This window comes from Cytobacillus kochii (genome assembly GCF_020171845.1).
GTDB classification, from domain to species: Bacteria; Bacillota; Bacilli; order Bacillales; family Cytobacillaceae; genus Cytobacillus; species Cytobacillus kochii.
Window position 1 is genome coordinate 107168 of record NZ_JAIVAM010000010.1, and the last position, 13542, is coordinate 120709.

Below are 13542 nucleotides of genomic sequence, written 5' to 3' on the forward strand. Positions count from 1 at the left end.
CCCATCATTTAAAATCCCATTTAGGTCTTACATTCCGAGAGAAAAAGTTGCTTCTATGTTGCTGTTCTTTCATCTGTCTTTGTAGACGATCTTGGGCGGCTTCTACTGTGTTCTTTCCAGTTGTAGCAGATTCTCGATATAATTGTAGTAAAGTATGATAAATCGTTCTTGTTTTCTGCAATACTCGCTCTTTACTTGGTCCATATAATTCATCTGCAACTTGAATGAGCCCCCCAGCATTCACAATATAATCAGGAGCGTATAGGATACCCTTATCATGTAAAAGAGCGGCGTCAGAAGAATGTGCCAGTTGGTTATTAGCAGATCCGACAATGGCATGGACTCTTAATTCGCTGATGGTTCTTTCGTTTAACACTCCACCCATTGCACATGGAATGAAAATATCGGCCGATACGCGGTAAATTTCTAGATGATCAACTACTTGCACATTACCTCTTAACGTTTCTGCCTTTTCTACAAGTTCTGCTATTGCCTCTTGATTAATATCTGTAACAAACACATTACCACCAGCTTCAAGCAGTGTTTCTGCAATCTTCATCCCAACTTTGCCTAATCCTTGAATACTGTATGTGCGTCCTTCCAAAAGGTCTGTACCATGTAAATATTGATTAGTTGCCTGTATAGCATAAACAACCCCTTGAGCAGTAGGGATGGACGAATCTCCTCCACCTCCATATGCTTCAGGTATCCCATTAATGAATCGCGTTTCTTTTGAAGCATGGACAAAGTCCTCCATCGTTGTCCCCATATCTGTCCCTGTATAAAATCTACCATTCAATGAATCTACAAATTGACCAAAAGCACGAAATAAGGCAGGTGATTTATCCTTTTTCGGATCACCAATAATGACTGCCTTTCCTCCTCCAAAATCAACATCTGCTGCTGCACATTTTGCGGTCATTCCTTCAGCTAAACGTAAAGCGTCTTCTAAGGCGGCATCCATATTTTCATAAGGGTACATCCGCGTTCCACCAAGAGCTGGACCTAATGTGGTATTATGAATGGCTATAATTGCTCGTAAACCTGTACTCGGGTCATTACAAAAGACTACTTGTTCATGATTAGCCATCTTCTTAAAAATATCGTTTCCTACTTCTTGAGACTGATTAAGCTTTTCCATCCTTGCTCCCCCTTAATTGTTGGTAGCTAAAACTTTCTTCGCAATTACTTCTTTCGGAAGAACCGCTTGTTTGACTTCTCCTCTACCAATTAGTCCAAGTTCATTCATCACAATAACCTCCGTTACTAAAGAACGTTCAGTAATTGTCGTAACGGTCGCAGTTAAAGTCACTTTAGAATTTTCCCCAGATGGAGCAACATGTTGCATGTGGACAGCTGCCCCCATTCCCTCTTCATGATCCTCAAGAAACGGAAGAAGGATTTTTCTAGAAACCCACTCCATGTGATACACCATGGATGCAGTTGAATAGACAGGATGAACAACTTCTCCGTCGAACTGCGCAAACATATCCTTTGTGACATTAATTGTCATTACTTCTGATAGACCAATATGTAATCCATCCTTCATTGCTACACACCACCCTTCTTGTATGCGCTTTCATTGTAGTAACAAAAGAAAATTACCCCATGTTAAATTATTTACGCCGCACCACACTTCTGAATTTTCTTTATATTTCGGATATTACAACATTTACTATTTTTAGTCAACGGAAAACAGTTAACCAACATACCTCTTCATTTATTATTCGCCTTGTTTGACTTGAAAGAGCGAAATGAAATGAAGCTGCAATTGTTCTACCTCATACATAGTTTATGTGAAAAAAGACTGAAAAAGACATACTCACTTTGTGCATATAAACAAGTAAGGATAACGCAACAACAGGAAAAAGAAGAAATAGAAAACTTGATCACCTTCAGTTATAGAGGAGGTATATAAGGTTTGCTGCCAGAACAAATATCAGTCAGCTCGAATGGGGGGATGAATTTAGCTATATAAATAAATGAATCTATAGGTGCGATCATGTGTGCACTATTTATGAATGAATAACCTAACTAAGTTAGTAAAAGGGATGGCAAATTACCATTGAATTCTCTATAATGGCACTTCCCTCATAAGATGTATATGGTCGTCACTACAAGAGCACACCATACGGGAAACTTTATGAATCAAGTAAACAAGCTGACTTGTCTCACCAGTGTTACAATCAAACCTTTAAACGGGAATCTCTCATAATAATTAAACAAAGCTACTCTATGTAGGCTCTACTTAGAGTAGCTGATCTTTATTTAGAAACGCTTTTATCAATATGCATAAGGACGCCATCAAGTCCTTTTTTTATATGCTGTCTGATATATTCTTGTGCTCCTTTTTCATCACCGCTAAATAATAAGTCTATAATTCTTTCATGTTCTTCTACTAATGTAGGATAGAAGTTTTCCTTTACCATATTACTACGCATATAATGAATCTTTGCCCGAATCATTTCTAATAGCTCTGTTAGCTGTTTATTCTTTGAGGCATAAATAATAATATCATGAAAGGCTTGGTCGAGCTTACCGAGTTCAATTATATCTTTCTTTTCATTTGCCTGATAACTAGCTACTAAATTCTTCTGTAACTTTTCTTTCTCATTCTCTGATATATTATGAATAGCTAAGCTGATCGCAAGAGCTTCTAGACTTTCTCTACATTGGAAAAGATCCACTACATCTTGAACCGTCGGTGTATAAACCTTTACATAGCCATCATTATATACAAGAAGACCATCTTGAATAAGCATTCGAATCGCTTCTCTAACGGGTCCTCTACTTATGCCTAATTTACTTGCCGCTTTTGCTTCTACAATTCTCTCAGAAGGTTGATAAACCCCTTCAAGAATTTCGCTCTTAATTATATGATATGCCTGTTGATGCAGAGACTCAGGTTTAACGATACGCATAAATTGCAACCTCCATTACAAACTTCGCCAATTAATAAACTTTATTATAGCAGAATTTTATTTAAAAATTTTGATATTTGATAGCATGTGAGATAATTCTGCTGTATTTCAACAAAATTAAAAGCGCTCTAAAACTTAGAGCGCTATCATTACATCTTATTCATTTGCTGAATTATTTTTCATGTTTACCAGAACCACCGCAACAAGCACATGTTTCCGATCCTCCAAGGATCAGTTGGAAATACCCTTGACCTGCACAATAGATACAAACTTTAGATTCATTTTTTACTGCCATGTTGTTCATCTCCCTTGGAATAATTGAATTTTCTGATAATAACTAAATAATACAGAAAAATATCAAAAATGGAAAGGTTCAAAAAACAGTAAAAACCCTTTATGTAAACGCATACAAGCATTATTATCTTTCTTATGCTTTAAATTATGCAATATATCACGAGGTTACAAAAATAATTTATAAGCAGTGTATCCAAATTGATCTCCGGGATTAATGTCATCAATTAATGTTTTGTTGTTATGATTGAGGTTCTCCCATATATACTGAATCATGACTGAAGTTGGTTGATGATGAATAAGTTCCAGTGGATCCATAAATTGGACATCATCTAATTCTTTGTCTTCTATTACAATTGTCTGATTTGTATCAGCTTCCAAAAGAAAAATGACCATATTATCGCTAATTTCCCCTTTAATCACACCCGTACGAAGACCTATCATCTCTTTCACACGACAAGATAGCCCAGTTTCTTCCTTCACTTCTCTAATAATTGCCTCATCTGCTGTTTCATCTTGCTCTACAAAACCGGCAGGTAATGACCATTTTCCTTTTAAACCACCGTATTTCTTGTTTACAACTAACCATTCTTTACTTTCATTGATTAAAAGACCACTAACCCCAATCCATACTTTACCTCTATCGGCTTTTCCCATTTTATCTCTCCTTAGATGAATTAATCTATAAAAAAAAGAGCAAACATATCGTTTGCCCTCTTATATTTAACGCATTAAAGAACGTTGAATTTACCTTTTTTCGCAACTAATGAAGCGCCACCGATCATTAATAATGCACGGTTATCAACCATCTTCTTCATAAATGAAGCCTTTTTACCAACCACTTTTTTACCAAATACAACACCAATCGCATCATCTTCACCTAAAGAACATACTGTACCTTTGTTATCAAAAGTAAATGTCCATAGTTCTTTATTTTGAATAAGTGCAGCAATATTTTTTGCAACTAATTCACCTTGTTGCATAGCAATTTGTGCAGTTGGCGGATAAGGGCGATTAATTTCTTCATTAATTACTAATGAACTATCACCAATAACAAAGATATTGTCATGGCCAGGTGCTCTTAAGTTCTCATCCACTTTTATACGTCCACGCATGGCTTCGAATCCTGATTTTTCAATAATGGCATTCCCACGAATACCAGCAGCCCAGATTACAGTACCTGCTTTAATTTCTTCTACATCATCTTCGCCTTTAGCTACGATAATACCATCTGGTGTACCTTCTTTAATCGCTGTGCCAATACGGAATTGAACACCTTTCTTCTCAAGATGAGCAACAGCATATTCAACTAATTCAGGATCAAATCCTGGTAATACCATTGGAGCTGCCTCAACACATACAATCTTCACCTTTTCAAAAGGTACATCATATTCTTTGCATAATTCAGGAATACGGTTACCTAATTCCCCAAGGAACTCGATACCTGTGAAACCAGCACCACCAACAACGATTGATAGGCGCGTATCATCTTTTACTTCTTCTGTATTATAAGTAGCAAATTGATACTCGATATGCTCACGAATTTGGCGCGCAGAATTGATATTAGAGATAGAGAAAGCGTATTCTTTCAATCCTTTAATACCAAATGTTTCAGATTCTCCACCTAGTGCAACTACTAGATAATCATATTCAAGCTCACCTTTTTCAAGTAGAACTTTCTTCTCATCTGTTTTAATTTCAACAGCAGTGCCTTTTACAAACTCAACTTTACCGTTGTCAATTACTTTACTTATATCATAACGTACACGGTCGTGATGTAATGTACCAGCAGATGCTTCATGTAACCAAGTTGTTTCATAATGGTAATCATTTTTATTCACAAGAATAATTTCAGCATCATTTGCTCCGATTTGTTTCTGCAAACGAGTTGCAGTCATTAATCCACCGTAACCTGCACCTAAAATAACGATTTTTGGCTTTTTCAAGTGTATCACTTCCACCTTTAATATATTTTATAGTACTTCTTATCTCCTATTTTTCATAAAATAAAAGATTGTGATATTCTTCACTAATACGGACAAAAAAATGTTCGAAAAATGTCACAAAAAATTAATAAATATATCTTCTATTACATAGTATTCCTTTTCTATCTTATTTTCAAGCTAAATTGACACTTTAAGAATTTTAAGATTTTTTAATTTGATAATGATTATCAATACTATAAAATCAACATTGGTACCGCTTTCACATTTTACCTTTCTAAAGGAAATTTAACCGTATTTTTCTAGTCAACGCTGATTTTTAAAAGATCATTTGATGGTACATCTTTTCCTCATGCAACACCAAATGATACAGAATAGTCTAATATTATGGTAAACTAATTAAAACACCATAAATATACTTAGGGGGAATCACTTTGACTGAACAGAAGATTTACGACATCACGATTATCGGCGGGGGTCCAACTGGGCTATTCACCGCTTTTTACGGTGGGATGAGACAAGCATCTGTTAACATTATTGAAAGCTTACCTCAACTAGGTGGACAGCTTTCTGCCCTTTATCCAGAAAAATATATCTACGATGTTGCAGGATTTCCGAAAATCCGCGCACAAGAGTTAATAGATAATCTTGTTGAACAGATGGACAAATTTGATCCGACTATTTCTTTAGAACAATCTGTACAAACATTGGAAAAACTAGCAGATGGTACATTGAAAATTACGACAGATAAAGATGTCCACTTTTCAAAATCTGTCATTATTACTGCTGGTAACGGCGCATTCCAACCCCGTCGTTTAGAATTGGAAAGTGCAAAAGAATACGAAGGAAAAAACCTTCATTATTTTATTAACGACCTCAATCATTTTGCCGGAAAAAGAGTCGTTATATTTGGTGGAGGCGATTCAGCAGTGGACTGGGCTTTAATGCTTGAACCTATCGCAGAAAAAGTTACAATCGTTCACCGCAGAGATAAATTCCGTGCACATGAACATAGTGTAGAAAACCTTGAAAACTCTAAAGTTGATATCAAAACACCATATATTCCAGCTGAATTAGTCGGTGATGAAAGCGGTGTAAGCCAAGTAATCCTTGAAAAAGTAGGCGAAGAAGAGAAAGAAGTTATCGATGTCGATGCAGTTATTGTTAACTATGGTTTTGTCTCTTCATTAGGTCCAATTAAAGAATGGGGCTTTGACATTCAAAAGAACTCTATCGTTGTAAACCAAAAAATGGAAACAAATATTGAAGGTGTTTATGCTGCTGGAGATATTTGTACTTACGATGGAAAAGTAAAATTAATTGCATGTGGGTTTGGTGAAGCACCAGTCGCAGTTAGTCACGCTAAAACATATATTGACCCTAAAGCAAGAGTACAACCTAAACATAGTACTTCAATGTTTTAAAAGAAGCCCGGATGATTCCGGGTTTTTTTATACCATTAAACCGGAGGAAGTTTTGACCTTTTCCACATGCTAATACCCACCAATCACACTTCTTGTGGATTAAAAATTAACTTACTGACTTCAAATAATCATGCAAAGTAAAAAAAGACCTTCCCTTTATAAAGGAAAGATCTCTTCACTAAGATTAGCACTCTTCTGGCGTACCAACCTTTGTTGCGGTTCTAAAAGAAGATCCACAGCCGCAATTGGCAATCGCATTTGGGTTGTCGATAGTGAATTAGTCGGTCAGTTAGACGGTAGATTAAACGCGATAATATCAACGTTTGTTTCATTTTTGACGATTGTTATTGTTCGTTCGGATTAATAACACCGCTCATTCATAGCGATGGACTACGTTATCACCATCTTACCCAAACTTCGGGAATATGACAAGCATTAATCGGTAGTTAGGACAAAATTTATTCCATTCAAGGTTCCAGGTAACAAAAACAATCTCGCTCAGGAGATTCATTCGACAAAACTCGGCAGTTTGAGCATGACCGCGCGCGAGAGCTTTCGACTAACTTTCAAAAAATTAAAGCAAATTTTTTAATTCTATAAATTTCTTTGCATAAGTTTCAGCAAGTTTACGATTACGTTTTATCTCCATAGATTCATGATTATATTGAGCTTTTTTAGTCCAATTATAAGAACCACTTATTACTATCTCCAGATCAATCACACAAAATTTATTGTGCATAATGTTTTTAAACATCCCTTGTTCTGGGAAACGATATGTCTCAAAATGATCCTCAAAACGAAACCCGTATCTCCTATTAGTATCATCATCAATTACTATAACTTGTATATTTAAACCCTCGGTCTTTTTTTTGATCAATTCATTAAATAAGATTTGGTCGGTAAACCACGCTACAGCAACCCAAATTGTAAATTTAGCTTTTTTTATTTCTTCAATAATCTGATTTTGGATATCTTCAAAATATGCCTTAAGTTCGACTGGTTCTTCATAAGTGTCATAACCACTCACACAATATCCGTCTTTTATTTTTTCTATGCTATAGCTATTGGATTTAATTATTTTATTCAGACTAGCAATAAATACTTCCTCTTCTGAACCTTCAATTGTATTTTGGTCTATTTGAATTAACGCGGCATTAATAAATACTTCCATAAATTCTGTAAGCTTTTTAGAATTATTTATTTTTTTCAATCTATTAGCAACATACTCTTTCCTACTCTTTTTACCCCCATATAATTCATTACCTACAAACCCCTTACTCATACTATACATATCTTCAAATCCAATAGATTCGAATAATTTCACTAACTGAGGACCGCTAAAGTAAAACAACCCGTCTCCTTTACCACACGCTATGAAATCTTTTAACTTATCCAGTGTATATACCTTTAAATTCAAGTTTCTCCCCCCCCCCATTTCATATCAGTTATGTACGACTCCTCAAAAAATTCATGTTATATCAAGTGTTCCAACTGTCTATTACTTTTATCAGAGCGTTAATTTTATCCGATAAATCCAAATGATTGTTAAGATCATTTTCGTTAAGCAAAGGTATAATTCCTCTCGCAAAAGCCACTTTACTCCTCTCATATTTTGTCCCTTCACCTTTTTTAATTAAATCCAAATAATCTTTTATGTTCATATACCTAGTAAAGTCTTCTTTAACTTCCTTATTATAATAGTTATGTATAACCTTCTGAGGGATATAATTTTCTATTTCCTTTCCTTTTGTTATCCAAACTAGAGAATCTGCCTCTTCAAATTCTTTTCTGATTCTCTTTTTTGTATCATTAATTTTACTTCCTTGAGACCTTTTATCACTATCAATAACAATTGCACAATTCCTATTAGCTAATAACAAATTTATTAACTCATTTTCCTCATCCGCTTCAGTAACTGAGTAATGCGAAAGCAACTTCCCCCCATAGTATACAATTTGATATTGATTACCCTCAGTGAACTTTCCTTTTCCAAATACTTCTAACCATTTATTTATGTACATTCTATCAGTTGGCCCCTCAACCCAAATAATGCCGTTAGACTGTAGCAAATCGCTCGCTTTGATATCTAGATCCTTTAATATATTGTTACTATCTTTATAATCCAATGTAGTTTTTGGTATAATTTTGTTATCTACGTTCCTTAAATGAATCAAGCTAGTATTCGGATTACCGCTAAACATGTTAATTGGTATATGGGAATGTGTTGTAAGGAAAATGGTTGTTCCGTGATTAATTGCCCATTCATATATAAAGTTAAATAAATTTCTTTGAAGTAAAGGATGCAAGTTATTCTCCAATTCTTCTAATATGTAATAAATTTCTTTAGAATCTTTTTTATAAAGTATTGGTAATAAAAGAAGCTGTATTAGCACTAAGATAATTGTTTTTAAACCACTTCCTGATTTTGACAGAGATATTCTTCCTTTATGCTCCTCTTCTAAGAATATTTCCCACATATATAAATCCTTTTCATACTCAACTTGTTGGACAACAATGTCTGTAAATATTGCATCTGGATAAATAATTTCATTTAAATAATTTAATAGATCTCTTTCTACAATTTTACTATCTAAAGTACTAAGGTTAATAAATTTATTAACAATATTCGTTGCTCCTTCACCATTCATTAATAAATCTTTTTGCTTGTCTTCTTCCTCAGGAACTATGTTACGTTCAGCTCCAAGTCTTAGAACTGTTATTGTTATTTTTCCTATAATATGATTCGCCAACTTATCCCAGTGAGCCTTATGAGATACATCAAACTTCCCGTTTTTAAATTTAGTGAACTCTCCATTTACCGAAATTCTATTTGAGAAATCAGTTTTAGGGGTTAATTTAAAGTGGAATATCTCCCCGATAAACCTCATTCCAAATTCTCTATGGTTTCCTCTAATGTCACCGCCCCCTATATTTAGATCAAAACAAGCTTCAATCTCTTTATTAGTTAACTTATAACCAATAACTATTTCATTAAAATCTTTCTTATTTTTATTGAAGGTGTTCTTATTAGTTGCGTAAGATAAAATATCTAATAAACTCGATTTTCCCGAATTATTTCTACCTATTAAAATATTGAAGGGCTTAATCTCTTCAATTCCTACAAAATCTCCTTCAATGAAGCATTTATACCCATTTACATATATTGAGTGTAATTTAACCATTCTACCCCTCCTTTTGCATAATTATACCATATATATAGTAAAAGATGACTAATTCTATCAAGACTTAGGAGTTTCGTATATAAAAGATTGATCCCCAACCGTTTAGGTCAGGGCGTTTTATTTTCGTCTATTCTTCTCGCGCTTTCTTCGTCACGTCGTTATTTTTCCAGTAGCTCCAAAGCGCAGTCCCGCCGAGGAATGCAAGCGAAATAAACTCGCTCACGCCCGCTTCGTCGACCGGAATCACGCTTAAGCCCGCCATTTCTAAGCCCGCGTTAATTAGCGCCAAAAGTAAAAGCACGAATCTGCTGACCGTGCCTGCCGAAATTCTATTCATTATTTAGCCTCCTTCGCAATATAAGGCGCATAGCCCGCTTTCTTCGCTTTCGCCGCCAAGTCGTCCGCATTATCTTTCTTGCTGAACGCGCCGAGCTGTACTTTATATAGCGCGCCATCCTTCGATGCAAACGCGTCAAATCCTTTAGCCTTCGCTTGCTTGACGAGAGCATCCGCATTAGCCTTCTTACTAAACGCGCCAATTTGAACCTTGAATAAGCTGCCTTTGCTTGGCGCTGGCTTCGGCTTGCTTGCCGTCTGTTTCTTCGCTAGCTTGAAAGCCTTCGCGATGCCTGCTGCATGCCCCTGCGCAACTGCTTCGATAAATGACGCTTGCTTTAGCTTTGCCGCGTCCGCTGCTTTATCGATGAACAAGGATTCCGTTAATACTGCCGGCATGCGTGATTCGCGTAGAACGTGATAGTTAGCGCGCTTCTTGCCTCGGTCGCGAACGCCATCAATTCGTTTCATAATTTCGCTATGAATGGCGTCCTGAAACTTCTGCGTACCCGCGCCAACTGTCGTATAGACGTAGTCCTCGTAGCCCGTGCCACCGCCTGCGTTAATATGAACGGAGACAAATAAGTCTGCGCCCCAAGCGTTCGCCGCGTCCGTCCGTTGCTTAAGCGACAGTGATTGGTCGCCCGTTCTGCTGTACTTAATAGTCGCGCCTTTATAATCGTTCGCGAGAATAGCACCGACACGCTTAGCGATTGTCAGCGTCAAGTCCTTTTCGCGCAAGCCATTGCCGACCGCTCCTGGATCGTTACCGCCATGTCCTGCGTCAATAAATACTTTTACCATATTACCGCTTCCCTTCGTTATTTTATTTGATTAGCGCAATGAATACCGTTATTAAAAGTCCCGCGACCGTCAGCAACGTTCCCCATACCCACTTCGTGTTCGCCTTCATGTCGCGAATGTCATCGCGAACCTCTTCCGCCAGTTTAATCGCGAAGTCCGCCTTATCTTCTGCTGAGTCGGCTTTCTCGTCCGCTCTTTCCGCAAGACGTTTGATATCGTTTAAGTTATCCATCTTCGTATCAATCCGCACGAGCCATTCGCGTATGTCTGCGATTTTCTCGTTAAGCTCGTGTCCGCTCGGTTCCGCCATATTGCGTTTCACCTCCTTTAAGGCACGCGAAAAAGACGCCCGATGATGGGCGCCTAATGCTGCGCAGTTTGTTCCTACTGTTCAGCTGTAGAACCGTAAAATTTCATTTTCTTAATAAAATCTAATATTGATTCCCTAATGTGAACTTCAGCGCATCTCTAGTACATACAGGTAAAATCTTTTCTCTTCCTTGAGTATTGATGTATTGCAAAATCTCTTCCAACAACGAAGGGGTGATTTCGTACAAACCGTCCTTCTTTGGATCAATACCATGCAACATAATGACACACCACTGTCTATTCTCAATAGCCTCATCAATCTTTTCTTTAACATCTGAGAATGTGGTCGTATTCGTTACGGCTATTGCTGAATTAATCCAGTACCTGTCATTTGGGGGAGTATTATTCTGAGCGTTTCCATGTACTCTTATACCCTTATAATACTGCATTCCGATGCTTCTTACCCTGTCATCATATTTAGAGAATTGAACCGCATAAGTTTCTGGACTTCCTATGCACCACATACTCAAAACCTTCTTAGTCTCACCAAATTCAAAGTGTACTTCTTCATCAGTTTTATCAATTAAACCAATGTCGTGATAGTAGGAATGTGCAGCAATCTCCACCCCTCTTCTTTCTGCATCTTTCACCTTAAACGGATTGAAAAAATCTTTGTGAAATGACTTTATAATCACTCTCTGCCCAATAATATTAAAAGTTGCTGGAATACTGTATTTCTCATGAATAGGAAGCGCCAATTCATAGTTATCATTTAGACCATCATCGTAACTCAAGGTAACCATAGCCTGACCATTATAATCTTCAAACTTAGGGTTACTAATCATTATTGGAAAAGCACTTTCTACTTTGACTTCCTTAGCTTGGTTAATTGACTTTGCTGGTTTTACACTACTCAACACCATAATTTATCCCTCATCACAAAAGTTTGTTAATTCGAATGGAATAAGTTTGCTCTGCCGAAGAAGTGTTAGATAAGAAAAATTTATATCTCGGTGCTTTAACTCTGAATACTCCACTCAACGCTCTACTTCTTACAGCCTCTGCAAAGATAGTATCCCTATCACTTGTTGATGCATCATAGTGATCAGAATTTCCATCTAATTTTTGTGCATTTATTCTATATTGATGACTATTAGCAGTGATGACGCCCATAGTAAATTCTTTTGCATCTGTTAAGTCTATGGAAGAACCTTCCGTTAATGTTAATTGCGCAGAACCTCCAGCCGGGACAGTAATGTTTTCAAATACGAGCTCTTTAAGGGATTTGCTTTTAACTGGTATTGCTTCTTCATCAGTTAGTGAATTAAATTGCAAATCTACCGCTTGTGCCACTGGATTTCCGTTTTCATCTTTTGCAACAGTACTTCCCGTCAGTTTCACACCAAGATTACCATCGTTATCTGTTTTTAAAGCTTTGGCAGTTCCGTCATCCCCACGACCAGCCATCCTTATCATTTCGTTTGCCATTTTACACAACCTCCCAAGGTTCATTTTGTGTTGTCGTTGCCTTAAACCATTGCGTACTTTGGAATACTCCACCAGAAGTCCAGACAGTCTCATTCCAGAAGTACCAATTTCCATCGTCGACAACAATAAATACACCGTTTTTACCTGTAGGTAGTGCTGTTTGTAGGGCTGTTAATGTGTCATATACTCCGTTTACTTTTAATTCTCCAATGCTGGACACTTGTTGCTCAAAATCTGCCAACTGTGCGGTAAGCCGACTGTCAACATCATTAACTTTATTATCTAGTACACTGACATCAGTACCCTCTAAACGGTCCGCCTCCGTCTTAGCGCGGTCCCCTTGCGCCTTTGCATAATCCGCCTGTACTTCCGCCTCTACCGCAGCATCCTCCGCTTGCCCAACGGTCGCCCTAAAGCCGTCAACCTCCGCGACAATTTCATCTTTGAACTCTTCGATTTGTGATACGCGCATAACGATGCGCTCTTCTACTTCGCCCACCTTGCTCACGTCTAAGCTCGGCGCAACCGTAACCGCTAAGTAGCCTTCGCTTGGAAATACTTTGCGACTGCCGTCCGGCCATTCAACGTGAAATTCCGCGTTAAACGTGCCGGCTTCGAGCGTCGCTATTTCCGTCAATTCGTACGCGAGCTTGCCCGCCATTTCATCGACTACTTGCGCCGGCTCGTTAATAATTACGGAATCAGTGTCGCCTCGCTTGCCCATTAAAAAGCGCGCCGTAGCTCCGATTAAGTTGACCGGTTGCTTGTGCGCGTCGAGTGCCGTATATCTAATTGCGTCATGTGAATCCGTTGTTTTCCATCTTATCGCCAATTATATCGCCTC

15 protein-coding genes and 1 pseudogene are annotated in these 13542 nt (G+C 37.4%); 1 reads left to right on the forward strand and 15 read right to left on the reverse strand.

The genetic code is table 11. The annotated features are described in order from the left end of the window. Window positions 1-4: 4 nt before the first annotated feature. The 6 genes from LCM23_RS16945 to LCM23_RS16970 form a co-directional block, all read right to left on the reverse strand. Window positions 5-1141, reverse strand: coding sequence for a Leu/Phe/Val dehydrogenase (locus LCM23_RS16945; RefSeq protein WP_224938008.1), 1137 nt, complete (start codon window positions 1139-1141; stop codon window positions 5-7). 12 nt (window positions 1142-1153) lie between these two features. Beyond that, on the reverse strand, window positions 1154-1549 hold the full coding sequence (locus LCM23_RS16950; protein ID WP_224938009.1) for a thioesterase family protein: 396 nt from the start codon (window positions 1547-1549) through the stop codon (window positions 1154-1156). A 715-nt stretch (window positions 1550-2264) separates the two neighbouring features. Next, window positions 2265-2921 (reverse strand): GntR family transcriptional regulator, encoded by a 657-nt coding sequence (locus tag LCM23_RS16955; protein ID WP_224938010.1) that lies wholly within the window; start codon window positions 2919-2921, stop codon window positions 2265-2267. Between the two features lie 172 nt (window positions 2922-3093). Continuing rightward, a complete protein-coding gene (locus LCM23_RS16960; RefSeq protein WP_224938011.1) occupies window positions 3094-3216 on the reverse strand; it encodes a YuiA family protein in 123 nt (40 codons plus the stop codon). A gap of 164 nt (window positions 3217-3380) precedes the next feature. Beyond that, window positions 3381-3869: an NUDIX domain-containing protein gene (locus LCM23_RS16965; protein WP_224938012.1), complete on the reverse strand. Its 489-nt coding sequence runs from the start codon at window positions 3867-3869 to the stop codon at window positions 3381-3383. A 74-nt stretch (window positions 3870-3943) separates the two neighbouring features. After that, window positions 3944-5158, reverse strand: a complete 1215-nt coding sequence (locus LCM23_RS16970) for an NAD(P)/FAD-dependent oxidoreductase (RefSeq protein WP_224938013.1) — start codon at window positions 5156-5158, stop codon at window positions 3944-3946. 431 nt (window positions 5159-5589) lie between these two features. On the opposite strand from LCM23_RS16970, the gene LCM23_RS16975 reads away from it, so the two are divergent. Then, entirely contained in the window at window positions 5590-6579 is a 990-nt protein-coding gene (locus LCM23_RS16975) for an NAD(P)/FAD-dependent oxidoreductase (protein ID WP_218971962.1), read from the forward strand. 184 nt (window positions 6580-6763) lie between these two features. Here LCM23_RS16975 and LCM23_RS16980 read toward each other — a convergent pair. The 9 genes and pseudogenes from LCM23_RS16980 to LCM23_RS26215 form a co-directional block, all read right to left on the reverse strand. Next, window positions 6764-6856: pseudogene (locus tag LCM23_RS16980) on the reverse strand (iron-sulfur cluster assembly accessory protein); the annotation flags it as partial. Between the two features lie 297 nt (window positions 6857-7153). Then, complete coding sequence (locus LCM23_RS16985; RefSeq protein ID WP_224938014.1) at window positions 7154-7996, reverse strand: phospholipase D-like domain-containing protein; 843 nt, start codon at window positions 7994-7996, stop codon at window positions 7154-7156. Between the two features lie 61 nt (window positions 7997-8057). After that, window positions 8058-9761: an ATP-dependent nuclease gene (locus tag LCM23_RS16990; RefSeq protein ID WP_224938015.1), complete on the reverse strand. Its 1704-nt coding sequence runs from the start codon at window positions 9759-9761 to the stop codon at window positions 8058-8060. Between the two features lie 127 nt (window positions 9762-9888). Further along, window positions 9889-10098: a phage holin gene (locus LCM23_RS16995; RefSeq protein ID WP_224938016.1), complete on the reverse strand. Its 210-nt coding sequence runs from the start codon at window positions 10096-10098 to the stop codon at window positions 9889-9891. Continuing rightward, the gene (locus tag LCM23_RS17000) at window positions 10098-10901 is read right to left on the reverse strand and encodes an N-acetylmuramoyl-L-alanine amidase (RefSeq protein ID WP_224938017.1); all 804 of its coding nucleotides are present in this window, start codon (window positions 10899-10901) and stop codon (window positions 10098-10100) included. The genes LCM23_RS16995 and LCM23_RS17000 overlap by 1 nt, the downstream gene beginning before the upstream one ends. A 22-nt stretch (window positions 10902-10923) precedes the next feature. Then, window positions 10924-11211, reverse strand: coding sequence for a hemolysin XhlA family protein (locus tag LCM23_RS17005; RefSeq protein WP_224938018.1), 288 nt, complete (start codon window positions 11209-11211; stop codon window positions 10924-10926). Between the two features lie 121 nt (window positions 11212-11332). After that, window positions 11333-12133, reverse strand: a complete 801-nt coding sequence (locus tag LCM23_RS17010) for a polysaccharide deacetylase family protein (protein ID WP_224938019.1) — start codon at window positions 12131-12133, stop codon at window positions 11333-11335. Between the two features lie 13 nt (window positions 12134-12146). Then, window positions 12147-12698, reverse strand: coding sequence for a hypothetical protein (locus LCM23_RS17015; RefSeq protein WP_224938020.1), 552 nt, complete (start codon window positions 12696-12698; stop codon window positions 12147-12149). Window position 12699: 1 nt separating this feature from the next. Next, a complete protein-coding gene (locus LCM23_RS26215) occupies window positions 12700-13530 on the reverse strand; it encodes a BppU family phage baseplate upper protein (RefSeq protein ID WP_404826620.1) in 831 nt (276 codons plus the stop codon). Window positions 13531-13542: the final 12 nt, after the last annotated feature.

Bases quoted from the DNA above. Each gene is read 5' to 3' on its own strand.
- LCM23_RS16945 (WP_224938008.1), bottom strand. From the start codon at position 1,141: ATGGAAAAGCTTAATCAGTCTCAAGAAGTAGGAAACGATATTTTTAAG.
- LCM23_RS16950 (WP_224938009.1), bottom strand. From the start codon at position 1,549: ATGAAGGATGGATTACATATTGGTCTATCAGAAGTAATGACAATTAAT.
- LCM23_RS16955 (WP_224938010.1), bottom strand. From the start codon at position 2,921: ATGCGTATCGTTAAACCTGAGTCTCTGCATCAACAGGCATATCATATA.
- LCM23_RS16960 (WP_224938011.1), bottom strand. From the start codon at position 3,216: ATGGCAGTAAAAAATGAATCTAAAGTTTGTATCTATTGTGCAGGTCAA.
- LCM23_RS16965 (WP_224938012.1), bottom strand. From the start codon at position 3,869: ATGGGAAAAGCCGATAGAGGTAAAGTATGGATTGGGGTTAGTGGTCTT.
- LCM23_RS16990 (WP_224938015.1), bottom strand. From the start codon at position 9,761: ATGGTTAAATTACACTCAATATATGTAAATGGGTATAAATGCTTCATT.
- LCM23_RS16995 (WP_224938016.1), bottom strand. From the start codon at position 10,098: ATGAATAGAATTTCGGCAGGCACGGTCAGCAGATTCGTGCTTTTACTT.
- LCM23_RS17000 (WP_224938017.1), bottom strand. From the start codon at position 10,901: ATGGTAAAAGTATTTATTGACGCAGGACATGGCGGTAACGATCCAGGA.
- LCM23_RS17005 (WP_224938018.1), bottom strand. From the start codon at position 11,211: ATGGCGGAACCGAGCGGACACGAGCTTAACGAGAAAATCGCAGACATA.
- LCM23_RS17010 (WP_224938019.1), bottom strand. From the start codon at position 12,133: ATGGTGTTGAGTAGTGTAAAACCAGCAAAGTCAATTAACCAAGCTAAG.
- LCM23_RS17015 (WP_224938020.1), bottom strand. From the start codon at position 12,698: ATGGCAAACGAAATGATAAGGATGGCTGGTCGTGGGGATGACGGAACT.